Here is a 23,601-nt window from a genome sequence, read left to right on the forward strand (position 1 = left end):
TGCTGGCAGCGCGGGGCGTCGCGGGAATCCGTCGAAACGCGGCTTCTCGCCTACGCTTCCCGTCGTACGAGCGCTTCCGCCAGCTCGACGACGATCCCCGCCGGGCCACGCACGTAGCAGAGCCGGTAGCTGTCCTCGTACCGCACCAGCTCGCCGACGAGCGTGGCGCCGTGCGGCCGCAACCGTTCGAGGGTCGCGTCGATGTCCTCCACCGAGAACACGAAGTGACTGATACCGGGCGTGTTCATCGGCGCGTGCGGATCACCTTCCGGTCCTTCCGGCGTGTGGTACTTGATCAGCTCCACTCCGCCGTGGCCGTCCGGCGGGCGCAGCACGGCGATATCCGTGCGGACCCCTTTCAACCCGGTGATGCGATCGACCGTGTCGCCTTCGAGCGACGCCTCGCCTTCCACTTCGAGACCGAGCGCGAGGAAGAACGCCTTGGCCGCTTCGAGATCGTGGACGACGGCACCGATGTGTTCCAGCTTCATGATCGGCTCCGTTCAGGCGCTCTGGCGGCGGATGAGCTCTTCGACGGCGGTGGGCAGCGTTTCCTCGAAGTCGATGAGCTTGACCCAGGTCGGGGTCATCACGATGCGGACCATGCTGTCGTAGAGCGATTTCACGTTCACTTCCCACTCGGCCCGCTGTTCCGGCGTCATCTCATAGGTGCCGTTCCACTGCATGTACTCGTCGGGGATGCCGTCGACGTAGTCCAGCTCGACGGTGCCGCGGAGGAGCAGGATCTTCGGCGGATGCGATTCGGTGTCGATCGTCAGCGCGACGGCCGGGTTGCGGCGCAGCGACGCCAGCTTCGGCGCGTTGGTCGAAGTGCACATGACGATCTCCGTGCCGTTCCAGTGGATGCTGATCGGGATCGCCCGGGGCGTGCCGTCGAGCGCGGTGTAGGCCAGCCGGGCCATGTCACGGGCCAGGAGCTCCTGGGCGTACGGGCGGTTCAAGATCTCGTCGATCGTGCTCTGCTGCATGTCTCTCTCCTCGGGTCGCCGTCTTCGCGGACACCCCGGGGACGCCGCTGTCCGCCGCACTTCGACATCGTGAAATGTGACCTGCATCACTCCACCTCAACCTCGGCGAACCAACGACCCGCCCTGGCTCCGCACCGCCCGCCTGTGGGCCCGGCCCAACGGGCCGGAGGTCGGTCAGAGAGACTGGGGGCCAGTGCCCGCCCTCTCGACCTGGAGTCTTTTATGCCGCAAGGGACCGTCCGTTGGTTCGACGCCGAACGGGGTTTCGGCTTCCTCGCCCCCGAGGACGGCTCGCCGGACGTGTTCGTGCACGCCTCCGAGATCGTCGGGGACGGCGGCGCGAAAGTGCTCCGTGAGGGTCAGGCCGTCGTGTTCGAGGTCGGCGAGAACGACCGCGGGCCCCAGGCGCTGCGCGTTCGCGTCACCGCCGATGCGGCCGCCGGCAGCGCCGTGGGCCTGCTCGGCACCATCAACTGGTACGAGCCGGGCAAGGGGTACGGCTTCGCGTCGCCGGACGGCGGCGGCGCCGACGTCTTCGTGCACAGCTCCGCCATCGTGACCGGCGGCGTGGTCACCGAGGGGCAGCGGGTGGCCTTCCTGATCGTCGAAGGCGAGCGCGGCCCGCAGGCCGGGCACGTGATCCCGCTGGGAGCAGGGGCAGGCTCACCCGCTGCGGCTGGTATCGCGGACGGTGCCGACGGCACGGTGGCCTGGTACGACGAGGACAAGGGCTTCGGCTTCATCAACCCCGACTCCGGCGCCGGGGACGTCTTCGTTCACGCCCGGGCCCTGGCCGAGGGGCTGACCTGGCTCGCGGAGGGCGACCGCGTCGCCTACGAGGTGACCAGTGGGGACAAGGGCCCGCAGGCCCGCGACGTGCACCTGGTCCGGGGCGCCGAGCCCCAGACGGCGCCGCAGCGGTCGGCACCTGCCGCGGCGGCGCGGGACGTGCCCGTACGAGGCGGCGAGGGCGTCGTCGCGCGCTACGACGACGACCGCGGCTTCGGCTTCATCACCCCGGACGCGGGCGGCGACGATCTCTTCGCCCACGCGTCCGTGATCATGGGGTCGGAGCCGCTGCGGAAGGGTGACCGGGTCCGGTACACGGTGCGTCAGAGCGACCGGGGCCCGCAGGCCGACCGCGTCGAACGCCTCTGAAGAGGCAGCCCCACCGAAGGCTGATCACTTCCCGGCGGTAGTCGTAGCGAGCTAAATGCGCTCCGGTTGTCGAAAGCGCCCTTGGCCAGGCGTCGCTCTCATGAAGGCACAAGAGAGAGGACAGTCATGGCGAAGGAATCCGAGGTCCGCTTCGAGGGCTTCATGCCCACCACCCCCGCCGACACCTGGGCCGCGATCACCACCGCCAGCGGCGGCTGGCTCTGGCCGATCCAGTACGAACCCCGCGACGGCGGCGCCGAGTCCGGCCTCACCCCCAACGGCGGCATGGTGACCGTCTGGAAGCCGTCGCGGCGCTTCGTCACGTACGCGGAAGACGAGACCGGCTGGTTCAACACGCTCGAATACGTCCTCGAACCGAAAGACGGAGGCACGTACCTGCGCTACGAGCACACCACCGTCCTCGACAACTGGGACGTCGAATACGACGCGTGCGAGCAGCACACGGCTTTCTATTACCACTCGCTGGGCGAGTACCTGACGCACTTCAACCGGCGTCAGGCGAAGTACTTCAAGGCCGATGCGCCCGACGCGTCGAAGGCTCCGGAGGCGTTCGAGATCGTGAAGGCGGCTCTAGGCGCGAAGGCCGTCGGCGACCGGGTGCATCTCGAAGTCGCCGACGTCGACGGTGTCGTCGACTACCTGACGCCGGCCTTCATCGGCGTCCGGACCGAAGACGCGCTGTACCGCTTCTACGGCCGGAACGTCTGGGGCTGGCCTGTGGGCATCGGGCACCACCTGTTCGCCGAAGACGCCGACGCGGACAAGGCCGCGAAGGCGTGGACAGCCTGGCTGAACGGCCTGTACGCCTAGCGGGGCAGGTTCTTCACGAGTTCGGCGCCCACGGATTTCGCCACTTCAGCGGATTCCGCGGGCGGGATCGGCGAGTTCGTGAAGAACCCCTTGTCCCAGCCCTTGTAGGTGACGAGGACGACGTACACGCCCTGGATGACCCGCAGCTCGGCGCCGCTGAAGGCGCTGTCGGTGTCGAGGGAGACGAGGACCGCCTTCTCCCCGATGCCCTGCACCTGCTGCTGGCGCTCGGACGGCGCGGCCGATCCGGTGGACGACTCGGCCGCGCGCTTCTCGGCGTCCGGGCCCTCGTGGCGGTAAATCATGACCTGGAGGGCGCGGTCGTGGACGTTGTCGCTCTCCGGCGGCAGCCAGGAACAGCCCTGCTGCTTGGTGACGATCTCGCCCGCTTTGATCTCGTTGTCGCGGACGCCCTGGAAGCTGGTGGTGAACGTCTTGTTCAGCAGCTCCGGGGAGACGGCGCACTCGGCGGGCGGCTGCTGTGAGACCGGCGCCTTGCCGACCGAGGAGTAGTACTCCGACGCGAAGATGGCGCCGGGGATGCCCAGCCCGAGCAGGACCACGACGCCCACGATCACGCCGACGATCAGCCCGGTCTTTTTCTTCTTGGGCGGCTGCCCGTAGCCGGGCGGGCCATAGCCGGGCGGCGGACCGTATCCGGGACCGGCGGGCGGGCCGTAACCCGGCTGCTGTCCGTAGCCCGGCTGCCCTCCCTGCCCAGGCGGCGGGCCGTAACCCGGCCCCTGGCCGTACCCCTGCGGCGGCTGGTGCACCGATCCTCCCCTGGCGACTCACTTACGTCCGCGTCGCGTTTAGCCCGCTAAAGGCGACATGCGCCCGGACCTGCGTTTCGCGGGCTAAACGCGATCCGGGGCCAGCATGGCACGAACCCCCGGACCCGGGGCACCGGGAACTCCCGCGGGCACCCCCGGATCGCGATTAGGGGGCTAAACGCAGGTCCGCGCGCGGATCGCGTTTAGCCCGCGAAACGCAGGTCGGCTCAGTGGGCGAAGTGCCGCGTGCCGGTGAGGTACAGGGTGACCCCGGCGGCCTCGGCGGCGGCGATGACCTCGGCGTCGCGGATCGAGCCGCCCGGCTGGACCACGGCGCGGACGCCGGCCTCCAGCAGGACCTCGAGCCCGTCCGGGAACGGGAAGAAGGCGTCCGAAGCGGCGACGGAGCCCTTCGCCCGATCCCCGGCCCGCGAGACCGCGAGCCGCGAGGAGTCGACCCGGTTGACCTGGCCCATGCCGACGCCGACGGTCGCGCCGTCGTTCGCCAGCAGGATCGCGTTCGACTTCACCGCGCGCAGCGAACGCCACGCGAACTCGAGGTCGGCCAGCGTCCGCTCGTCGGCGGGCGCGCCGGTCGCCAAGGTCCAGTTCGCCGGGTCGTCGCCCTCGGCGGCGATCGTGTCGACGGTCTGCACCAGCATGCCGCCCGAGATCGGCCGGAACTCGATCGGATCCGGCGACGTGATCGCGGGCAGCTTCAGCAGCCGCACGTTCTTCTTGCGCTGCAGGATCTCGAGCGCCTCGGCGTCGAAGTCCGGCGCCAGCACGACCTCGGTGAACACCTCGGAGATCTGCTCGGCGGCCTCACGGCTCACCGGCCGGTTCGTCGCGATCACCCCGCCGTACGCCGAAACCGGGTCGCACGCGTGCGCCTTCCGGTGCGCCTCGGCGATGTCCTCGCCGACCGCGATGCCGCACGGGTTGGCGTGCTTGATGATCGCGACGGCCGGGGCGTCGAAGTCGTAGGCGGCGCGGCGCGCGGCGTCGGTGTCGACGTAGTTGTTGTACGACATGGCCTTGCCGTGCAGCTGTTCCGCGTGCGCGAGCCCGGGCCGCCAGTGCTTGTACAGCGCGGCCTTCTGGTGCGGGTTCTCGCCGTAGCGCAGCACGTCGCCGCGCTCCCACGAAGCGCCGGTGAAGTCCGGGAAGCCGGAGTCGTCCGCGGGCGCGTAGACGTTGGCGAACCACGCGGCGACGGCGGTGTCGTACGCCGCCGTGTGCGCGTAGGCCTGCGCGGCGAGCCGCTTGCGGTCGGCCAGCTCGAAACCGCCCGCCGCGACGCGCTCCAGCACCCATTCGTAGCGCGACGGGTCGACCACGACGGCGACGCTGTTGTGGTTCTTCGCCGCGGCGCGCACCATCGCCGGACCGCCGATGTCGATGTTCTCGACACAGTCCTCCGGGCTCGCGCCCGAGGCGACGGTCTGCGTGAACGGGTACAGGTTGACCACGAGCAGGTCGAACGGCGCGATGTCGAGTTGCTTGAGCTGCTCGACGTGCTCCGGGCGGTCACGGTCGGCCAGCAGACCGGCGTGCACGCGCGGGTGCAGCGTCTTGACCCGGCCGTCGAGGGACTCGGGGAACCCGGTGACCTCCTCGACCGGCGTCACCGGCACCCCGGCGTTCGCGATGACCTTCGCCGTGCCGCCGGTCGACACGATCTCGACACCCGCCGCGTGCAGCCCGGTGGCGAGTTCGAGCAGGCCGGCCTTGTCCGAGACGCCGATCAGCGCACGCCGGACGGGACGCTGTCCCTGTGCGGTACTCACGAAAACCTCACCTTTCGTCCCTCGACCGAGCACCCGCTCCGGCCGAGTTTCTCGATCGTTTCCACCAGGAGCCTGCGTTCCACGGCCTTGATCCGCTCGTGCAGGACGTTTTCGTCGTCGTCGGGCTCCACGATCACCGGCTCCTGCGCGATGATCGGCCCGGTGTCGACCCCGGCGTCGACGAAATGGACCGTCGACCCGGTGACCTTGACGGCCATCGCCAGCGCGTCGGCCACGGCGTGCGCGCCGGGGAACGACGGCAGCAGGGCCGGATGCGTGTTGATCACGCGGCCGGGGAACCGCGCGAGGAATTCGGCGCCGAGGATCTTCATGAACCCCGCGGAGACGACCAGGTCCGGCTGGTAGGCGGCGACGGCCTCGGTGATCGCCTTGTCCCAAGCCGCGCGATCCGGATGATCGGCCATCCGCACGGTGAACGACGGCACGCCGGCGCGTTCGGCCCTGGTCAGCGCCGCGACCCCGGTGCGGTCCGCCCCGACGGCGACCACCTTCGCCGGGAAGTTCGGCTTTTCGACGGCGTCGAGCACGGCTTGCAGCAGCGTGCCGGAACCGGACGCGAGGACGACGAGCTTCACCGGAGTGGGCAGGTCCAACCGACTAGCCAGAACGGGCTCCTTGCCACGGCGGTACGCACTCGGGCGTACGGCGCTTCACCTGGTCGCGACAACCCTAACGGTCGTCGCCGGGGGCGCTTTCGTCGCCGGACCCGTCGGTGGACTCGGTCACAGCGTCGTCCTGCTCGGGCTCGGTTTCGGGCTCCGGTTCCTCCGGGACTTCGTCGGTGTCCTCGCCCAGTTCCCCGGCGAGTTCCGCTTCGGCCTCTTCGTCGAGTGCTTCGTCTTCGAGTGCTTCGGGTTCCTCGGCCGGTTCGGCTTCTTCTTCGACTTCGGTGATCTCTTCGACGTCGGGTTCACCCGGCGGTTCGGGGGCCTCGTGCGCTCCGGCGAAGAACGCGACGAACCCGCCGGGGACGACGATCCAGCAGAACGCGATCACGGACGCGACGCCGACCGGCACGCTGACCGGGTCGAACGGCCCGTCGCCGAGCCTGCCGCCGGAGACGGTCCCGAGGATGACGCAGCCGAACGCGACCAGCGCGCCCGCGACGGCGACCGCCCGCATCCGCAGCATCGGATCCTCGTCGATCGCGCGGATCCGCCAGCCGACCAGCGCACCGACCAGCGCGGGCAGGAGCAGCAACGCGGGCCACCAGGCAGCGTGGTGCGACGGGATCCCCGCCAGCACCGGCACCCCGGGCACCTGCCCTTCCTGGTAGCCGAACATGCCGACGGTCAGCGAGCCGACCGAGAAACCGGGCCCGGTGGTGAACGACAGCGCGGCGACGACCGCGTTGGGCAGATAGGCGACGGAGAGCACGAACAGGCCGAAACTCGCACCGAAGCCCGGCTCGAACAGACTGTCCACAGTGGACCACGAGAGCGCGGTGGCCGCGGTGAAGACGACGGCGCCGCAGGCGATGAGGGCGGCCAGGCCGAGTGCGCCCGCCCGCAGGCCGTGGACGGCCACCGGGTCGAACCGGTCCCGGACCACGGCCGGAAGCCCGCAGACCTTGGCGACCCCGGCGACGGCGGCGAGCCCCGCGAGGAGGCCCGGCACACAGAAAGCGGTCAGCGGGTTCACGTCGATCGGCGATCCGCCGGCCGCCAGCGCGATCAGCACGCCGAACAGCGCGTGCGCCCCGGCGATCACCGTCACCACCGGGACGGCGTCCGCCGGGGTCCGGCCGCCGACACGGCGGGTGGCGCGCGCGGCCGCCCTCGCCACGAGCCAGCCGACGGCGAGCGTCGGCAGCAGCGGCAGCACGCCGAGCGGATGACCGCCGAGGTCGAGTTCCACCTGCCACGAGGCGAGCCAGCCGGGGCCGGCGGCGAGCAGGGCGCCGGTGGCGGAGAACCGGGTCCGGTCGGCGGCGAACGAGACCACCGCGAGCACCGCCGCGATGGCGGAATAGGAGAAGAGCAGGGGCGCGCAGGCGGCGGCGAGCAACACACGAACCCGCTTCGCCCTGGAGACCTCCAGCTCGGGGACGAGGTCGCTCACCGGCTCTTCGCCCGGCGGGCGTTCGTCGCGGGTGAGCAGCTTCATGAACCGCACCATGACATCCGGACTGGGCCGTCCGGGTGAGGCACGCCGCCGCCGGTCGGGGCACGTGGCCCAACCCACCCGGTCGGGTACCCCGGAAAAGAAAAGCACCCGCTGTGACACGGAGAGTCACAGCGGGTGCTTTCGCGTTCGGCAGGTCAGCTCTGCTGGCCGAAACCACCGGGCGGCGTGCCCGGGTTCTGGCCGGGCTCCGACGACGAGGACGGCGGCTGCTGGAAGAACTGGCCCTGCTGCGGCGCGTACGTCGTGGCCTGCTGGCCCGGCGGCTGCGTCACCGGCGGCTGGAACCCGCCGGGCTGCGAAAACGGACCGGACTGCTCGCCCGGCTGCTGCCCCTGCTGGCCCGCGCCGGGGAACGGCTGGACCTGCGTGGCGGCCGGGCCCTGCTGACCCTGCTGGCCGAACGGACCCTGCGGGCCCTGCTGCGGGAACTGCTGGCTGTACGGGGCCTGCGGCGCCTGCTGCTGGGGCTTCGCGGCGGGCAGCTTGATGACGTCGTGTTCGAAGAGCAGCGCGGCGACCGCGACCAGCATCTGCAGGATGCCGAGGATCAGCACCACGGTGAGGATGCCCGGGACCGAGACGTCCTCACGACCGCTTCCGTAACCGATGACCAGGTCCAGCGCGCCGAAAGCGCCGATGACGCTGAACAACGCGGCGAACGGCAGCGTCTTCGGGCCGCGCGGCAGCGCGTGCAGGGCCGCGAGCAGACCGCTGACCAGGAGGAAGACCGAGACCTGTCCGGCGGCGTCGGCCTCGTCGGAGAAACCGATGAAGAACTGCACCAGGCCGAGGACGGTGACGGCGAGCGCGAGCAGCAACGCCAGGTTCAGCGGGGCGGCCGGTGACGGCGCCTGCTGCTGAGGGAAGGCCCCCGAGGCGGGGTTGGGGTGTTGCTGGCCGCCACCCTGCTGGGGGTAGCCGGGCCCACCGCTGGGATAGGACATCCGAATGCTCTCCTGTCGTTCGACCGGCACCCCGGGGCGCGCGGGACTCCCGGGACAAACGAGGCGGCTGTGATGCTCGAACGCTAGCGCACACGCGGACACCCCACGCCTCGGGCTCTGAGACGTCTGTACACCCGATCAGGTTCCCGGCGGAACCCCTTCCCGACCGTCGGATCGCGTTTAGCCCGCGAAACGCAGGTCGGCCGCGGACGTGCGTTTCGCGGGCTAAACGCGATCCGGGCGAAAAGAGGCGGGCCGGGCACCGGTGAGGGTGCCCGGCCCGCCGGGGAAAGCTCAGTCTCCGAAGGATCAGAGGCTGTTGTACAGCTCGCGCGCCAGGACGGCGGTCTCGCTCGGGGTCTTCCCGACCTTGACACCGGCGGCCTCGAGGGCCTCCTTCTTCGCGGCGGCCGTGCCGGAGGAGCCGGAGACGATGGCGCCGGCGTGGCCCATGGTCTTGCCCTCGGGCGCGGTGAAGCCGGCGACGTAGCCGACGACCGGCTTCGTCACGTTGTCCTTGATGTAGGCCGCGGCGCGCTCTTCGGCGTCGCCGCCGATCTCGCCGATCATCACGATGACCTTGGTCTCGGGGTCGGCCTCGAACGCCTCGAGGGCGTCGATGTGCGTCGTGCCGATGACCGGGTCGCCGCCGATGCCGACACCGGTCGAGAAACCGATGTCACGCAGCTCGTACATCATCTGGTAGGTCAGCGTGCCCGACTTCGACACGAGGCCGATCGGGCCCGCGCCGGTGATGTCGGCCGGGATGATGCCGGCGTTCGACTTGCCGGGGCTGATCACGCCGGGGCAGTTCGGCCCGATGATGCGGGTCTTGTTGCCGGTCGCGACGGCGTGCGCCCAGAAGTAGGCGGAGTCGTGCACCGGGATGCCCTCGGTGATCACCACGGCCAGCGGGATCTCGGCGTCGATCGCCTCGATGACCGCGTCCTTGGCGAACTTCGGCGGCACGAAGATGACCGAAACGTCGGCGCCGGTCTCCTTGATGGCCTCCTCGACCGTGCCGAACACGGTGAGGTCCTTGCCCTCGATGGTGACGGTCTGGCCGGCCTTGCGGGCGTTGACGCCACCCACGATGTTCGTGCCGGACTTCAGCATCTTGGTCGCGTGCTTCATGCCCTCGGAGCCGGTGAGCCCCTGGACGATGACCTTGCTGTTCTCGTTGATGAAGATCGACATCTCACGCACCTGCCGCGGCGAGCTCGGCGGCCTTGTCGGCCGCGTTGTCCATTGTGTCCACCACGGTGACCAGCGGGTGGTTCGCGTCGGCCAGGATCTGGCGACCCTCGACGACGTTGTTGCCGTCCAGCCGCACGACGAGCGGCTTGGTGGCCTCGTCGCCCAGGATCTTCAGCGCCTCGACGATGCCGTTCGCGACCGCGTCGCAAGCGGTGATGCCACCGAAGACGTTGACGAAGACGCTCTTCACGTCGGTGTCGTTGAGGATGACGTCCAGACCGGCCGCCATGACCTCGGCCGAAGCGCCGCCGCCGATGTCGAGGAAGTTGGCGGGCTTGACGCCGCCGTGCTTCTCGCCCGCGTAGGCCACGACGTCCAGCGTGGACATCACGAGGCCCGCGCCGTTGCCGATGATGCCGACCTCGCCGTCGAGCTTGACGTAGTTGAGGTCCTTGGCCTTGGCCTTCGCCTCGAGCGGGTTCTCCGCGTCCTTGTCGACCAGGGCCTCGTGGCCCGGCTGACGGAACGAGGCGTTCTCGTCGAGGGTGACCTTGCCGTCGAGGGCGATGATCTTGTCCTGCGGGTCACGGACCAGCGGGTTGACCTCGACCAGCGTGGCGTCCTCGGAGACGAAGGTCTCCCAGAGCTTCACGACGACGTCGGCGGCCTCGTCGACGACCTTCTCCGGGAACTTGCCCGCGGTCAGGATCTCGACGGCCTTCGCCTTGTCGACACCGGCGATCGCGTCGACCGGGATCTTCGCGAGTGCTTCGGGGCGCTCGACGGCCAGCTGCTCGATCTCCACGCCACCTTCGGCCGAAGCCATCGCGAGGAAGGTGCGGTTCGCACGGTCCAGCAGGAAGGAGAAGTAGTACTCCTCGGCGATGTCCGAGGCTTCGGCCACCAGCACGCGACGCGTGATGTGGCCCTTGATGTCGAGGCCGAGGATCGCCTCGGCCTTCTCGGCGGCCTCATCCGGCGTCTGGGCCAGCTTGACGCCGCCGGCCTTGCCGCGGCCGCCGGTCTTGACCTGCGCCTTGATGACGACCTGGTTGCCGATCTTCTCGGCGGTGGCCTTGGCTTCTTCGGGGGTGTTTGCCACGGCACCCGGCAGAACCGGTACTCCGTGGGCGGCGAAGAGATCCCTCGCCTGGTATTCGTAGAGGTCCACTACTCCAGTCTCCTGACGACACGCCACTGTGGTGGTCCGTTGCCGGACCGCGCTGTCGGACCAGTCGAGGTTAGCGACCTGCGCAGAAGCAGGGGACTCCGCACCTGGTGAAGTCGGTCACCGTACGCGGTCAGACGGTGTTTCCACGGTGTGAGACCGCACACCGGAGACCCAGTTCGCCGCGTCTTCCTGGCTTTCGAAGGCGTTGTCGAACCCGCTCGGGCCGTTACCGACCGCGAAGAGCAGAACGCCCGGGAGGGTTTCGGCGAGCCCTTCCGGATCGCTCGCGCCACGCAGGATCCCGAGGATGTCCGGATCCTCCTGTTCGGCCGTCCGGACGAGTTGTTCGACGGTGTCGAGACGTCCGGCGTAGACGACCTCGACGCCTTCGTCGCGCAGCAATCTGCCGAGCGCGACCGCCGAACCTTCCTCGACACCGAACTCGGCCAGCACGACCCGAAGAAGAGGCCGGGTCATCCGGCCCGCCGTGAACCCGCGACGGCCATCCCGGCCGCGACGAGGGTGACGACGGCGCCGCCCAGCGCGAGCCAGAACCCCACCCCTGCCGACGAGCCGTCGTACTCCGAGCCGACGAGCGGCAGTTCCGCCGCGCGCAGGCCGAGCACCAGCGCGGCCCCGGCCAGCGCGGACGCCGCGGCGACCGGCCGCGAACGCGGGACGAGCGCGTACAAGCCGAGAACGACGGCCAGCGCGCCGAGCAGGCCCCACGACGCCGCGCCGAAGTTCGACCACAGTCCCGGGGCGGTGTAGCCGGGCGCGCCGAACACCGGGGTGCCGAACGCGGCGATCGCCAGCACCGCGGCCGCGACGACCGGGGTGAGCACGGTCCCGCTCACGCGCGTTTCGTCCGTTTCTTCCTCGGAGTCGTCACGCTCCACGACGCCGGTGATCACCGCGGCGAGCGCGGCCAGCGCCGCCAGCACGAGCGCGATGAACGTCCAGGTGACCCCGGCGCCCGCCGAGTAGCCGACCTTGTCCGGCAACGGCACCGGGAGGTCGACCCCGAACAATGCCGGGTCCACCGCCTTGTCCTCGGTCACGGACAAGGCCGCGCTCAGCACCGCCGCGCCCGCGAGGACGACGCCCGCCCACGTGGCCGCGACGACTCCCCTGGCGAACGCCGAGAGCCGCGGCAGGAAGACGAACAGCGCCGGCACGGCGAGCACGACGGCGGCACCGAGCAGCAGCCAGCGCGCGGGTGTCTCGGGGACCGGCGTCGGACCGTTGGCCTTCAGCACCGGGGCAAGCGCACCCGCGGCCGCGGCACCGGCGGCCAGCAGCGCCAGGCCTCCGGTGGCCAGCCGCCACCAGAACAGTCCGGGCAGCCTGGCTTCGCCCGCCAGGTCACCGGTGACGGCCTCGTCCGCTTCCGCGACGTCGAACCGGGTGAAGGCCAGTCCGACCAGCGCCAGACCGGCGATGGTCACCACCACCGAACCCGGCGCGACCGAAAGCCGGTCCACGACCAGCCCCGCGACCACCGGCGGGACACCGACGGCGAGCGCCGCCAGCCCCGCGCCCGCGAAGCCGCCCTTGCCGACCCCGGCCGAAGGCGAGCTCACGGCCACGAGCACCGTCAGCGGAAGCAAGGCCGCGAGCAGCAGGTACCCGGCCATCGCGACCGTCGGGCCCTCGAAGGCGTTCTTGGCCAGGAGGTACGCGTTGCCCGAACCGAACTGCGCGAGCAGCAGACCGACCCCGCCCGCCACGCCGAGCACGGGCCCGAGCAACCGCCAGCGGCGCCGTCCGTCGAGTTCACCCGCCAGTTCCGCCTCGTCGCGGGCGGTCCCGGCGGCGAAGGCCCCGGCCGCGAGGGTGAGCAGGTGCCCCGCCACCAGCGGCCACAGTCCCGGCCCGGTCTGCGGCATCGCGAGCAGCCTGTCGGCGAGGAACAACTCCGGACGCGCGGCCAGGGAACCGTCCGCGAGCAGCTGCAGATCCAGCAGCAGCCGCCCGGGCGCGAGCGCGGTGAGCCCGAGCACCAGGCCCGCCGTGAGCCCCGGACGCCCGGAGACCAGTGCGTAGAGCACGGCCGCCGCGGGCGCCAAGGCCAGCACGACCAGCAAGGGAGCGGCGGTGAACCCGGGCGAACCACCCCGGACGACGGGCATCAGCGCGCCGGCGGCCAGCGCGACCGCACCGGCCGACACCAGCCCCGCCGACAGCAGGAGCGCTCGCGGGCGGGCGCCCGGTTCGCTCCGGAGAAGTTCGGCGGACGCGGTCCCGGGGACGGCTTGCCCGGTGGTTTCGTCACCAGGGTGCCGTGAGCGCGAAGTCATCGACGGCGACGCTAGCAAGCCGGGCTCGGCCGGGCCCGGCAGCAGGGCACCAGCGTGGCCGAACGCCCCTCGCCGTGACTGGCTTGGCCTGGCTCCGGGTAAGGACCCTTCAACACCGTCGGGCAACCGGTTATTTCCCTCGTTCGCCCCCTTTCCGGCCGCCCGGTACCCCCGAACGGCCCTTCGAATCTGTAACGCAAGTCACACGGTTGTGAGTAAACCTGGTTTAACTTTGGGTAATCCCCACTGGACAACGGCCAGATCTCCGTCGCCCGATCGGCCGAGAGCGCCGTCAGATCTTGCTGACCGGGGTGCCGCTTCGTTACTGTCCCGGGGTCCCCATTACAGTCAGATCACGAATGAGAGCACCGAACGAACCACCCCCGAGGTCGTTCACCGGGATCCCCCGCCCGGGCTCTTGATCCGACTCCCCGAACTATGGAAGGCCCCGTCTTGGCTTCACACCGCTCCCCCGGCGGCCAAGCTCCTTCCCCGGCGCTCGAGAACGCACTCGATGGTGCGGTCGTTCGCGTCCGGGGCTCGCACCGCCTGTCGCCCCCGTCCTCGGCCCTTCGTGGCCGTGTCGTGGTCGCAGCCGTCGCTGCCGGCGCCTTCGCGGCCGCCGCTGCCGGGCAGACCCTGAAGTCCGTTTCGGAATCCTCCGACGCCGCCGTCACCCCGCTGGCCAGCACCCAGGACGCGAGCGCCTCGTTCGCCCTCGGTGGCGGAGCCGGTGGTGGCGCCCCCGAACTGCTGCCGACGAGCCAGTCGACGAACGCCTCCGCCGAGGCCCAGAAGCTCTCGGACAACAACAGCATCACCCAGGCCCGCGTGAAGCGTGAGGCCGAAGCGGCCCGCAAGGCCGAAGAAGAGGCCAAGCGCCCCAAGACCTGCATGCCGACCAAGGGCACCTTCACCTCGGGCTTCGGTGCCCGGTGGGGCACGAGCCACCTCGGCATCGACCTCGCGGCCCCGATCGGCACGCCGATCGTCGCGGCCTCCGACGGCACGGTCATCGAAGCGGGCCCCGCCAGCGGTTTCGGCCTCTGGGTCAAGGTCCAGCTCGCCGACGGCACCGTCCACGTCTACGGCCACATGAACTCGTTCTCCGTCCGCGAAGGCCAGAAGGTCAAGTGCGGCGAGGAGATCGCCGAGGTCGGCAACCGCGGCCAGAGCACCGGCCCGCACCTGCACTTCGAGGTGTGGCAGAACGGCACGAAGAAGATCGACCCGCGCCCGTGGCTCGCCGCCCGTGGCGTGAACGTCGGCTGATCGAGCCCCGCTCGTCCCCGCATCACCTTTTCTCACCACACCGGTGATCCCGTCCGTGACGAGGGCGCGCCGGGCAATGACGCTCAGGCGCGCCTCCAGGACCTCCGCTTCCCCCATCGCGGGCATCACGAAGCGTCGTAGGTCCTCCGGTACGGAACCCGAGTGATTTTCCGGGCCCTCAGAGCCCTCAGGCGACGCCGTCCGGCAGCTTCCGGACGAAGTACCCCACGGCGATCTGCCAGACCGTGCAGAGACCGGCCGGGCGCCGTTCGATCGGCCGCCATCCGGCGAAAAGTCTCCGAGACGGAGATCGGCACCCGGCTGGCCGCGGCCCGAACAGCCATCGCCGCGCGTGCCCGCATACGACACACCGTCCGGCCCCGTCCGGTTCGTGTGTCCGCAGTAACGCGCGCCAGGCCGCGACCAGCCTGAGCACTTCCGGCGGTTCCGGACCCCGATCCGGTCCCGCCCCTTCTTCAACACCCCGCAAGTACTCGAGTACCCCACTCGAGAGAACCTGAAACAGCACCCCGTCCACACCGTGCGCCCCCTCCCCAGTTCGGGGCACACCGGCTTGTCCAGCATACCCCAGCGCATCGAACTCGTGTTCGACGACACAGGTATACGGGAAGGGTCCGACAGTTTTCGGACGCACGGGGAAAACCGCAGGTCAGGGCTAGAGTTTGACCATCGGGACGCTGCCGATCAGCATCAGCCGGACCTTGCCGGCGGCACCGAAATCGATCGTCGCCGTGGCACGCGGACCCGCGCCGTCGCAGGCGACGACCGTGCCGAGCCCGTACTTGTCATGGCTGACCCTGTCGCCGACGTCGAGTTTGAGCGCGACGGTGTCCTTCCAGCCCTTGCCGAACGGACTCGTGCTCGCCGCCCGTGACGACGAACCGCCGCCACCGCCCCGGCTGCCCCAGGTCGTCGCGGCACGCGGCGATCCGCCCGACGAACCGAAACCACCGGAGGAAGAGGAAGGCGCGAGCCTGCGCCAATCCACCAGATCGGCGGGAAGCTCGTCGAGGAACCGCGAAGCCGGGTTCATCTGCGGCTGGCCCCAGGCCGAGCGCACCATCGAACGGGAGACGTACAGCCGCTTCCTCGCCCGCGTGATCGCCACATAGGCGAGCCGGCGTTCTTCGGCCAGCTCGGTCGGGTCACCGAGCGCGCGCATATGCGGGAAGATCCCGTCCTCCCAGCCCGTTCCGAAGACGACCGGGTACTCCAGGCCCTTCGCGGTGTGCACGGTCATCAACGTGACCACGCCCGCGTCGTGCCCCTCGCCGTCGTCGCCGCCGTCGGGCGACGGGACCGAATCCGCGTCGGCCACCAGCGAAACCCGCTCCAGGAACGCGGGCAGCGAGCCCGGCTCCGGCACACCCGGGTCCGCCTCCGGCAGCTCACCGTCCGGACCGGCGACCTCCGCGGTGAATTCGGTGAACTCCCGCGCGACGGTGACGAGTTCCGTCAGGTTCTCCACCCGCGACGCGTCCTGCGGGTCGTCGGACTCCTCGAGTTCCGCGCGGTAACCCGTGCGTTCCAGGACCGCTTCGAGGATGTCGGCGACTTCGGCGCCGCTCTCGACGACCTCGCCGAGCTCGTCCATCAACTCGACGAAACCGGTGATCGCCTTGGCGGAACGCGGGTTCAGCAGCGGCACCTCACCGCTGACGGCACCGCGCAGCGCCTGCGCGAACGAGATGCGCTCACGTTCGGCGTACGTCGCGATGACGGCTTCGGCGCGATCCCCGATGCCGCGTTTGGGAACGTTGAGGATACGGCGCAGGCTGACCGTGTCCTCCGGGTTCGCCAGCACCCTCAGGTACGCGAGCATGTCGCGGACCTCGCGCCGCTCGTAGAACCGCACCCCGCCGACGACCTTGTACGGCAGGCCCAGGCGGATGAAGATCTCTTCGAAGACACGGGACTGGTTGTTGGTGCGGTAGAAGACGGCGACGTCGGAGTAGTCCGCTTCGCCCTTGTCCGCCAGCGCGTCGATCTCGCCCGCGACGAACGCCGCCTCGTCGTGCTCGTTGTCCGCGACGTAGCCGACGATCTTCTCGCCGTCGCCCGAGTCGGTCCACAGCCGCTTCGCGCGCCTGTTCGGGTTTCGCGCGATGACCGCGTTCGCCGCGTTCAGGATCGTCTGGGTCGAGCGGTAGTTCTGTTCCAGCAACACGGTCCGCGCGTTCGGGAAGTCGCGTTCGAATTCCTCGATGTTGCGGATCGTCGCCCCGCGGAAGGCGTAGATCGACTGGTCCGCGTCACCCACGACGCACAGCTCGGCGGGCTCGATCCCGGCCTCGTTCGTCTCGGTGCCGACCAGTTCGCGGACCAGCGTGTACTGCGCGTGGTTCGTGTCCTGGTACTCGTCGACGAGCACGTGCCGGAAGCGCCGCCGGTAGTACTCGGCGACGTCCGGGAAGGTCTGCAGGAGTTCGACCGTCCGCATGATGAGGTCGTCGAAGTCGAACGCGTTGGCCTGGTTCAGCCGCCGCTGGTACTCGACGTACACCTCGGCGACGCGGCGTTCGAGGTCGTTGCCCGCGTCGGCGACCGCCGTCTCCGGATCGATCAGTTCGTTCTTGAGGTTCGAGATGTGCACGGCCAGCGTGCGCGCCGCGTACCGCTTCGGGTCGATGTCGAGATCACGGGCGACGAGGGTGATGAGCCGCTTCGTGTCGTCCGAGTCGTAGATGGAGAAACTCGACGACATCTCCAGCGTTTTGGCCTCACGGCGCAGGATCCGCACGCACATGGAGTGGAACGTCGACACCCACATGGCGTTCGCGCGGCGGCCGACGAGGTCGCTCACCCGCTCCCGCATCTCCGCGGCCGCCTTGTTGGTGAACGTGATCGCCATGATCTGGCCGGGGTGGACGTCCCGCTCGGCCAGCAGGTACGCGATCCGTCGGGTCAGCACCCGGGTCTTGCCCGAACCCGCGCCCGCGACGACCAGCAGCGGCGAGCCCGCGTGGGTCACGGCTTCGCGCTGTGCCGGGTTCAGGTCGTCGAGCAGATCCGAGTGCCGGGGCTTGGCCGGACCGTCCGCTGGGAGATCGAAGAGGGTGTTCATCGCCGGTCCACGCTACAGCGCCGGGCGTAGGCGGTGTTGCCGCCTGCCGTCCGACGCGCGGACGGTGTTCGCGGCGGAGGATCGGATGCCATGGACACCAACGGAATTCCCTCCAGGCTCAGGGCCGCCGACGCCGACCGTGAGCGGGTCGCCACCCGCATCCAGGCCGCCGGCGGTGAAGGACGGCTCACTCTCGAAGAGGTGGAAGACCGGCTGAGCGCTGTGTATTCCGCCAAATACACGGACGACCTCGCCGCGCTCACCTCGGATCTGCCGGAACCCGCCCCGAAGCGGCGGCCGATCGTCCTCGGCCATCCGGCGGTGCGGGTCCATCTCGCGATCGCCGTCGCGCTTTCGGTGCTGTTGACCGTCCGCTGGGTCGCCTCCGGGGTGCCGTTCTTCTGGCCGGCGATGCCGATGTTCTGGCTGGCCATGAGCGTCCTCGTGCACGCGCGTGTCCGCGGAGCGCGCCGTCGCTTCCGGCCGGAGGGCGGCGCCGCTGTGGCATAATGACCGGCATGCGGCACCACGCGACGCGATTTTTTTACGGGACCCGGACTCCGGCTCCCGTGATCGCATAGTGCCGCCATTGCCATCACCCGAAGCCCCGGAGTCCACGGACCCCGGGGCTTTACGCTGTTCCGGGGGCCAGCAGGGAATCCGGACCGAAGAAAGGTCCCGATGAACACCACACAGAAGCCGGACGCCGAAGAACCCACCGCCACGGCCGAAGAGATCGGCGAGCTCCGCAAGGAGATCGACTTCCTCGACGGCGAGATCCTGCGGCTGGTCAAACGCCGCGTCGAAGTCTCCAAGACGATCGGTGCGGCCAGGATGGCCGCGGGCGGCACCAGGATCGTCTACAACCGCGAGATGGACGTGCTCGCGCGCTACCGCGAACTCGGGCCGGAGGGCCGGCAGCTGGCGATGGCGCTGCTCAACCTGGGGCGGGGCAGGCTGGGGCGGTAAGTGGTAGCAAAGGTCCCTTGCTCCCCACGACGCACCCGGATCGCGTTTAGCCCGCTAAACGCGATCCGGCCACGTCACGATCCTGCGGCGTGAGGCGGAACTCAGGGTGTTCCCCGAGCCACGACGGCGCGGGACCAGGCAAATTGGACACATGATTAACCTCATCGCCGTGATCATCGCGATCGCCGGTGTCCTCGCGGCATTGGGCCATGTCGGTTATCTCGCCATGCTGAACAACGCGGCGGGTAAGCGCGCCGGTGGCACTCCCGTCGCCCAGTACGTCAAGACGCGCTGGCCGATCGCAGCGGGTACCACCGCGGCTTCGCTTTTCGCCTGGCTGCTCACGAGTGGGGGAACGCCGCTCGACATCATCGCGATTTTGCTTGCAGCGGGTAGTGGGATCACCGCCACGAAAGCCCTGCAATCGACCCAGCAGAAGTACCGCAGCGGCAACTGAGCGACCTCACCAGCGCCGATAGCACAGCGTTACGTCACCGAGGCCCGTTCGGCCGCGCCCGACCGAGTGAAACATCTGCAACTTGCAGAGTGGGTGAAGACTTGCGGGTGTCGAACTTTTAGTGTGGACCTCGTGAGGACCCTTGCGTCTGGGTCGGGCGATGCCCGCATGGCGCGCGGGGGCGACGGCCCCGCGCGCCCCCAGTCGTATGCGCGTGCATTTGCTCACGAGACTGCCCGGGAGTCTGCAAGCGAGGGATCCCGTGAAACCGCTGCTCCGTTCGGCTTAACCGGTGTCACATCGCCGTCAGGGTGGGCCTGTGAGGGGGTCGCTCGGACATGAACGGCTGGGCGGAACACCAGGGACGCAACGGCACCACACAGACAGGTCGTCACCGGGCGGGCGGCACCGAGAGCTGGACGCCACCCGTGCCGCCGAGGCGGCAGCGCCCGACCGGGCACGGGCATCACGCGCACCGCGAGTTCGCCCCGCCTTCCACCGGTTCCCTTCCCTTGCCGCCACCGCGGAACAGGAGGGCGCCGAGCCCCGGCTACGCCCCATCGAGCGGCCTGCTGCCGCTCCCCCAGCCCGCTCGCGAAGTTCCCGTAGAGCGCCCAGCCCGCGTCGAGGTCTCGTTGACCGAACCCACCATGACGCCCGTCGAGGAGCGGCGCGCGAAAGCCGCCCAGCGCACGAAGGTGACGCTGACCGCCCCCTCACCCCGCCGTCCCGAGCCGGCGGAGATCGACGACAGCGACGTCCGTGTCTACATCGCCCCGCCCGTCGACGGCCTGAGCACCTTCGACCTCGGCTCGGTGCCCGCCTCCGTGACCCCGCCCAAGACCTGGCGCAAGGCCGCCTGGTTCGCGGCCGCGGCGTCCGCGCTGGTCGTGGTCGGCCTGCTCTTCGCCGGTTCGTTCCTGGTCGGCAAACCCCTCCCCGAGCAGCAGAGCCAGGGCGGCTGGCCCGGCTACCGCGGCGGCAGCCCGCTGTCCCAGGACGGTCTCGCCGGCAATCCGACCACCCCGCCGCAGGGTGGCGCGGCGGGGAACCCGTCCGAATCCGAGACCGACTCCTCCACAAAAGACGACCGGAGTTCCAGCAACTCCGGCACCTCGTCGGACAGCGACGACACCGGGACCGGCTCGTCGCGGCCCGACTCGGGCGGACCGGTCACCTCCGGGCCCGCGCCGTCGTCGAGCGACCGGCCGCAGAAGCCGCCGGTCGTGCCCGCCGACCGGACCACGACCACGGCCCCTTGGTACAAGGAGCAGTCGGACCCGCAGGCGATGGGCGACAACACCGAGCTCTTCCTCAACTCCGTCACCACCGACCCCCAACAGGCGTCCTCGGTGACCTCGGGCAGCCTGGGCGAAGAAGGTGCTCAGGGCCTCCGTGAGCGCTACGCCGACGTCGCCTACTTCGAGGTGAAGAAGGTCAGCATCGACCAGCGCCGCGGCGTCACCGTCAACACCGTCGAAGTCACCCACAAAGACGGTACGAAGACCATGGAGCAGCGCACGTTCACCTTCGGTGACGACGACAAGATCGTCGACGACGGCATGTAGGCGACCGCGCACGTGCAAGTGTCCTGTTCCTCTGCACGTGCGGTGCGTTGAGCGGTCATCCCTGGTCCGGGTGGGTGACCTAAGCTGCCGTTCGTCGTATCGCGACGGCATTCCGGCGATAGAGCCTGGCCGTGCACCGTCCGCACAGGGTTACCTGACGACTGCAGGGTCCGCACCGTTCAGAAGACGGCCGCGCGGACCAAAGGCACCGGCCGAACGGCCCAGTGCCTGCCCCGGACCAGAGCGAGGAATTTCGTGCTTGATCGACAGCGCATACGGCGTGAGGACGCCGTACGTGTCGAGGACGTCATCCCGGAAGAGATCCTGAACGACACCCGCGTCGACCGCGAGTATCTCGAGCAGGTCTTCCGCGAGCCGCAGAAGTTCGTGCCCGCGCGCACCCGTGAAGAGCCCGCACCCCGGCCCGAGCCCGAAGAGGACGAGCCGGAGAGCCGCGCCGCCCGGCGGGCCAAGCTGGCCGGACTGGTCGCCGCCGGACTGCTGGTCGCGGGTGCCGTCGTCACCGCGGGCGTGCTCGCGGGCGCCCAGCGGGAAGGCACGGTGCCGCGCGCCACCGCGCCGGAGACGATGAGCGGAGCCGCCGCGCTCGGCGGGCTCGCCGTCCCGGACGCCACGGAGCCGCAGCGGAAGCAGGAGACGCCGGCGACGTCGGGCACCAGCTCGAAGGCCCAGCCCTCCTCGGGCACCGGTTCGGGCTCGCTCCCCCGGCCGAGTTCCCCGGCGGGCAGCACGAGTTCTCAGCCTGCCACCAAACCGGCCGCGGTCAGCACGGTCGAGGACAAGATCGAAGCGGTCCGGAAGTTCTACCGGACCGTCGACGCCGATCCGTACGGCGCGATGTCGCTGATCACGCCGGTGCTGGCCGAGTCCGAAGCCGGCAGGCTGATCGAGGCCTGGAGCTCGATGGACGCCATCCAGATCCAGGACATCCGCGAACAGGCCGACGGCACCATCCTCGCCGTGGTGACCATGCGCAACCCGGACGGCGGCCTGCTCCGGGTCACCCAGGTACTGGAATTCGCCGACGAGACGACCGGCCTGATCACCGACGCGCGGCTGTTGTCCGCGCAGCACATGTGACGAACACCCCGCGTGTAACGGCCCTCCACCCAGGGCGATCAGAGTGTGCCGCGTGTGTGTGCGCAGAGTGAGCGCCTAGCCTTGTCACGAGTCGGTCTCGGAAAAGCCGGCACACAGACCACTACATGTGCATACGCTCCAACGCTGTGGCGTGCTGAAGGCCGCACCGCGTGCGCGGACGACTCCGCGACGTGAAGACGGAGCCCAAAGGGAGGTCGCGTGAGCGACGAGGGTCGCCTGGTCGCCGGTCGATATCGCATCGCCGGGCGGATCGGCACGGGCGCGATGGGGGCCGTGTGGCAAGCGCACGACGAGGTACTCGGCCGCACGGTGGCGATCAAACAGTTGCTGCTGCAGCCGGGTCTTGAGGCTCACGACGCCGAAGACGCCCGCCAGCGCACGATGCGCGAAGGACGGATCGCCGCGAGACTGCACCACCCGAACGCCATCTCGGTGTTCGACGTCGTCACCGACGACAACGGCCAGCCCTGCCTGATCATGGAGTACCTGAACTCCACGAGCCTCGCCCAGGTGCTGCAGGAGGAGCGGACGCTGCCGCCGACCGAGGTCGCGCGGATCGGCGCGCAGGTCGCGGCGGCGCTGACCGAGGCGCACGCGGTCGGCATCGTGCACCGCGACATCAAACCCGGCAACATCCTGCTGGCGCCCAACGGCACCGTGAAGATCACCGACTTCGGCATCTCGCGGGCCAAGGACGACGTCACGGTCACGAAAACCGGGATGATCGCTGGAACCCCCGCCTATCTGGCGCCCGAGGTGGCCATCGGCGGCGACCCCGGCCCGGAGTCCGACGTCTTCTCGCTCGGCTCGACGCTCTACGCGGCCTGTGAAGGCCAGCCGCCGTTCGGCCTGAGCGAGAACACGCTGAGCCTCCTGCACGCCGTCGCGGCCGGGCAGATCATCCCGCCGCGTCAGTCCGGCCCGCTCGCCAGCGTGCTGGCCGTGCTGCTGCACCCGGAGGTGCGGCACCGGCCCACCGCCGAAGAGTGCGAAGAGCTTCTCGCCGCCGTCGCGCGTGGTGAAACGCCGCTGGGCGGCCCCGCCGACGACACCGTGCTCGCCGCGCCGATCGCGGGCGCGCTCGCCGGTGGCGGCGTGACCCAGGCGCTCGACAGCGAGGCCGCCGGCCACTCGGGTTCGCTCCTCGACGATCAGGCCGCGGCCGGTTCGTACTACGACGACGAGGACGACTACCACCAGCCACCCGCGTCGGGATACCCGGAAGACGACTACGACGGGTACGACAACTACGACGAGACGGCGCTGCTGGCCGAACGCGGCCACCCGGGCGCCGGCCCCGCGCCCACGCGCGCCGTCCCGATCCCCGCGGGCGACTACGACGACGATCCGTACGACGACGACTACGACGACCCGCCCCCGCCCCCGCCGCCGCCCACCCGCGCGCAGACCAGCCCGGTGGACGAGGACGACGACGAGAAGCCGGGCGCGTGGAAGAAACCCGCGATCATCGGCGGTGTCGTGGTCGTGGCGCTGGCCGCGCTGGGCTTCTGGCTGCTGAGCCCGAACAACCCGGAGACGCCCGCGCAGGTGGGGAACTCGTCGACGAAGCCGACCCCTTCGGCGACGTCTTCGGCTCCGGAGACGACGGAAACGCCGACGGAGACCCAGTCGGCCGAGCCGCCCAAGGAGACGCCGACCTCGTCGAAGAAGACGTCGAGCAAGGCGAGCCAGACGCAGGAGCCGGACCCGCCGTCGCCGACGAAGACACCGACCAAGACGACACCGACGAAGACACCGACTCCGACTACGCCGACGACTCAGTCGAACACCGAGACGCCGACATCGACCCCGCAAAACTCGTGACCG

The 23,601-nt window shown here is 70.0% G+C and carries 21 protein-coding genes and 1 pseudogene; 10 read left to right on the top strand and 12 right to left on the bottom strand.

Annotated features, from left to right (window positions below; genetic code table 11):
* Positions 1 to 50: 50 nt before the first annotated feature.
* Together ED92_RS02100 and ED92_RS02105 are read right to left on the bottom strand one after the other, a co-directional pair.
* Entirely contained in the window at positions 51 to 491 is a 441-nt protein-coding gene (locus ED92_RS02100; protein WP_037332504.1) for a VOC family protein, read from the bottom strand.
* Between the two features lie 12 nt (positions 492 to 503).
* Positions 504 to 989, bottom strand: coding sequence for a pyridoxamine 5'-phosphate oxidase family protein (locus ED92_RS02105; RefSeq protein ID WP_037332505.1), 486 nt, complete (start codon positions 987 to 989; stop codon positions 504 to 506).
* Positions 990 to 1,211: 222 nt separating this feature from the next.
* Here ED92_RS02105 and ED92_RS43240 point away from each other — a divergent pair.
* The 3 genes and pseudogenes from ED92_RS43240 to ED92_RS02115 form a co-directional block, all read left to right on the top strand.
* Positions 1,212 to 1,409: pseudogene (locus ED92_RS43240) on the top strand (cold-shock protein); the annotation flags it as partial.
* Positions 1,410 to 1,439: 30 nt separating this feature from the next.
* Positions 1,440 to 2,147: a cold-shock protein gene (locus ED92_RS43780; protein ID WP_369797388.1), complete on the top strand. Its 708-nt coding sequence runs from the start codon at positions 1,440 to 1,442 to the stop codon at positions 2,145 to 2,147.
* Positions 2,148 to 2,273: 126 nt separating this feature from the next.
* Positions 2,274 to 2,978 carry a membrane protein gene (locus tag ED92_RS02115; RefSeq protein ID WP_037332508.1) on the top strand — a complete coding sequence of 235 codons (705 nt, stop codon included), beginning with the start codon at positions 2,274 to 2,276 and terminating at the stop codon, positions 2,976 to 2,978.
* Here the strand turns inward: ED92_RS02115 and ED92_RS02120 are convergent.
* The 9 genes from ED92_RS02120 to ED92_RS02160 all read right to left on the bottom strand — a co-directional run bounded on the left by ED92_RS02120 (position 2,975) and on the right by ED92_RS02160 (position 13,301).
* Positions 2,975 to 3,751, bottom strand: coding sequence for a hypothetical protein (locus tag ED92_RS02120; RefSeq protein WP_037332510.1), 777 nt, complete (start codon positions 3,749 to 3,751; stop codon positions 2,975 to 2,977). The two genes, ED92_RS02115 and ED92_RS02120, sit on opposite strands and share 4 nt — an antisense overlap.
* 227 nt (positions 3,752 to 3,978) lie before the next feature.
* A complete protein-coding gene (gene purH / locus ED92_RS02125) occupies positions 3,979 to 5,541 on the bottom strand; it encodes a bifunctional phosphoribosylaminoimidazolecarboxamide formyltransferase/IMP cyclohydrolase (RefSeq protein ID WP_016331202.1) in 1,563 nt (520 codons plus the stop codon).
* Positions 5,538 to 6,155, bottom strand: coding sequence for a phosphoribosylglycinamide formyltransferase (gene purN, locus ED92_RS02130; protein ID WP_037332511.1), 618 nt, complete (start codon positions 6,153 to 6,155; stop codon positions 5,538 to 5,540). Before purN ends, purH begins: the two co-directional genes overlap by 4 nt.
* Positions 6,156 to 6,231: 76 nt before the next feature.
* Positions 6,232 to 7,680: a DUF6350 family protein gene (locus ED92_RS02135; protein ID WP_037332512.1), complete on the bottom strand. Its 1,449-nt coding sequence runs from the start codon at positions 7,678 to 7,680 to the stop codon at positions 6,232 to 6,234.
* A 143-nt stretch (positions 7,681 to 7,823) separates the two neighbouring features.
* Entirely contained in the window at positions 7,824 to 8,633 is an 810-nt protein-coding gene (locus tag ED92_RS02140; RefSeq protein WP_037332514.1) for a DUF5336 domain-containing protein, read from the bottom strand.
* A 309-nt stretch (positions 8,634 to 8,942) separates the two neighbouring features.
* A complete protein-coding gene (gene sucD, locus ED92_RS02145; protein ID WP_016331198.1) occupies positions 8,943 to 9,830 on the bottom strand; it encodes a succinate--CoA ligase subunit alpha in 888 nt (295 codons plus the stop codon).
* Between the two features lies 1 nt (position 9,831).
* A complete protein-coding gene (gene sucC, locus ED92_RS02150) occupies positions 9,832 to 11,001 on the bottom strand; it encodes an ADP-forming succinate--CoA ligase subunit beta (RefSeq protein WP_016331197.1) in 1,170 nt (389 codons plus the stop codon).
* 117 nt (positions 11,002 to 11,118) lie between these two features.
* Positions 11,119 to 11,478 carry a hypothetical protein gene (locus tag ED92_RS02155; protein WP_037332516.1) on the bottom strand — a complete coding sequence of 120 codons (360 nt, stop codon included), beginning with the start codon at positions 11,476 to 11,478 and terminating at the stop codon, positions 11,119 to 11,121.
* Positions 11,475 to 13,301, bottom strand: coding sequence for a hypothetical protein (locus ED92_RS02160; protein WP_037332517.1), 1,827 nt, complete (start codon positions 13,299 to 13,301; stop codon positions 11,475 to 11,477). Before ED92_RS02160 ends, ED92_RS02155 begins: the two co-directional genes overlap by 4 nt.
* A 585-nt stretch (positions 13,302 to 13,886) precedes the next feature.
* Between ED92_RS02160 and ED92_RS02165 the strand changes: the two genes are divergently transcribed.
* The gene (locus ED92_RS02165; RefSeq protein WP_037332518.1) at positions 13,887 to 14,573 is read left to right on the top strand and encodes a M23 family metallopeptidase; all 687 of its coding nucleotides are present in this window, start codon (positions 13,887 to 13,889) and stop codon (positions 14,571 to 14,573) included.
* A 676-nt stretch (positions 14,574 to 15,249) separates the two neighbouring features.
* Here ED92_RS02165 and pcrA read toward each other — a convergent pair.
* Complete coding sequence (pcrA, locus tag ED92_RS02175; protein WP_037332520.1) at positions 15,250 to 17,658, bottom strand: DNA helicase PcrA; 2,409 nt, start codon at positions 17,656 to 17,658, stop codon at positions 15,250 to 15,252.
* Positions 17,659 to 17,748: 90 nt separating this feature from the next.
* Here pcrA and ED92_RS02180 point away from each other — a divergent pair, with 90 nt between their 5' ends.
* From ED92_RS02180 to ED92_RS02205, 6 genes are all read left to right on the top strand, one after another.
* Positions 17,749 to 18,168 (top strand): DUF1707 domain-containing protein, encoded by a 420-nt coding sequence (locus ED92_RS02180; RefSeq protein ID WP_037332521.1) that lies wholly within the window; start codon positions 17,749 to 17,751, stop codon positions 18,166 to 18,168.
* Positions 18,169 to 18,339: 171 nt separating this feature from the next.
* Entirely contained in the window at positions 18,340 to 18,627 is a 288-nt protein-coding gene (locus tag ED92_RS02185; protein WP_016331191.1) for a chorismate mutase, read from the top strand.
* A 151-nt stretch (positions 18,628 to 18,778) separates the two neighbouring features.
* Positions 18,779 to 19,084, top strand: a complete 306-nt coding sequence (locus ED92_RS02190) for a hypothetical protein (RefSeq protein WP_037332522.1) — start codon at positions 18,779 to 18,781, stop codon at positions 19,082 to 19,084.
* A gap of 338 nt (positions 19,085 to 19,422) precedes the next feature.
* The gene (locus tag ED92_RS02195; RefSeq protein ID WP_235213177.1) at positions 19,423 to 20,652 is read left to right on the top strand and encodes a hypothetical protein; all 1,230 of its coding nucleotides are present in this window, start codon (positions 19,423 to 19,425) and stop codon (positions 20,650 to 20,652) included.
* Between the two features lie 255 nt (positions 20,653 to 20,907).
* Positions 20,908 to 21,753 carry a hypothetical protein gene (locus tag ED92_RS02200; RefSeq protein WP_037332523.1) on the top strand — a complete coding sequence of 282 codons (846 nt, stop codon included), beginning with the start codon at positions 20,908 to 20,910 and terminating at the stop codon, positions 21,751 to 21,753.
* Between the two features lie 219 nt (positions 21,754 to 21,972).
* On the top strand, positions 21,973 to 23,598 hold the full coding sequence (locus tag ED92_RS02205; RefSeq protein ID WP_037332525.1) for a serine/threonine-protein kinase: 1,626 nt from the start codon (positions 21,973 to 21,975) through the stop codon (positions 23,596 to 23,598).
* Positions 23,599 to 23,601 lie beyond the last annotated feature (3 nt).

This window comes from Amycolatopsis sp. MJM2582 (genome assembly GCF_000754115.1).
GTDB classification, from domain to species: domain Bacteria; phylum Actinomycetota; class Actinomycetes; order Mycobacteriales; family Pseudonocardiaceae; genus Amycolatopsis; species Amycolatopsis japonica.

Excerpts from the sequence above, each read along its gene's own strand:
- ED92_RS02100 (WP_037332504.1), bottom strand. The coding sequence starts at position 491 with ATGAAGCTGGAACACATCGGTGCCGTCGTCCACGATCTCGAAGCGGCC.
- ED92_RS02105 (WP_037332505.1), bottom strand. The coding sequence starts at position 989 with ATGCAGCAGAGCACGATCGACGAGATCTTGAACCGCCCGTACGCCCAG.
- ED92_RS02115 (WP_037332508.1), top strand. The coding sequence starts at position 2,274 with ATGGCGAAGGAATCCGAGGTCCGCTTCGAGGGCTTCATGCCCACCACC.
- ED92_RS02135 (WP_037332512.1), bottom strand. The coding sequence starts at position 7,680 with ATGGTGCGGTTCATGAAGCTGCTCACCCGCGACGAACGCCCGCCGGGC.
- ED92_RS02140 (WP_037332514.1), bottom strand. The coding sequence starts at position 8,633 with ATGTCCTATCCCAGCGGTGGGCCCGGCTACCCCCAGCAGGGTGGCGGC.
- sucD (WP_016331198.1), bottom strand. The coding sequence starts at position 9,830 with ATGTCGATCTTCATCAACGAGAACAGCAAGGTCATCGTCCAGGGGCTC.
- ED92_RS02155 (WP_037332516.1), bottom strand. The coding sequence starts at position 11,478 with ATGACCCGGCCTCTTCTTCGGGTCGTGCTGGCCGAGTTCGGTGTCGAG.
- ED92_RS02160 (WP_037332517.1), bottom strand. The coding sequence starts at position 13,301 with ATGACTTCGCGCTCACGGCACCCTGGTGACGAAACCACCGGGCAAGCC.
- pcrA (WP_037332520.1), bottom strand. The coding sequence starts at position 17,658 with ATGAACACCCTCTTCGATCTCCCAGCGGACGGTCCGGCCAAGCCCCGG.
- ED92_RS02180 (WP_037332521.1), top strand. The coding sequence starts at position 17,749 with ATGGACACCAACGGAATTCCCTCCAGGCTCAGGGCCGCCGACGCCGAC.
- ED92_RS02185 (WP_016331191.1), top strand. The coding sequence starts at position 18,340 with ATGAACACCACACAGAAGCCGGACGCCGAAGAACCCACCGCCACGGCC.
- ED92_RS02190 (WP_037332522.1), top strand. The coding sequence starts at position 18,779 with ATGATTAACCTCATCGCCGTGATCATCGCGATCGCCGGTGTCCTCGCG.
- ED92_RS02195 (WP_235213177.1), top strand. The coding sequence starts at position 19,423 with ATGAACGGCTGGGCGGAACACCAGGGACGCAACGGCACCACACAGACA.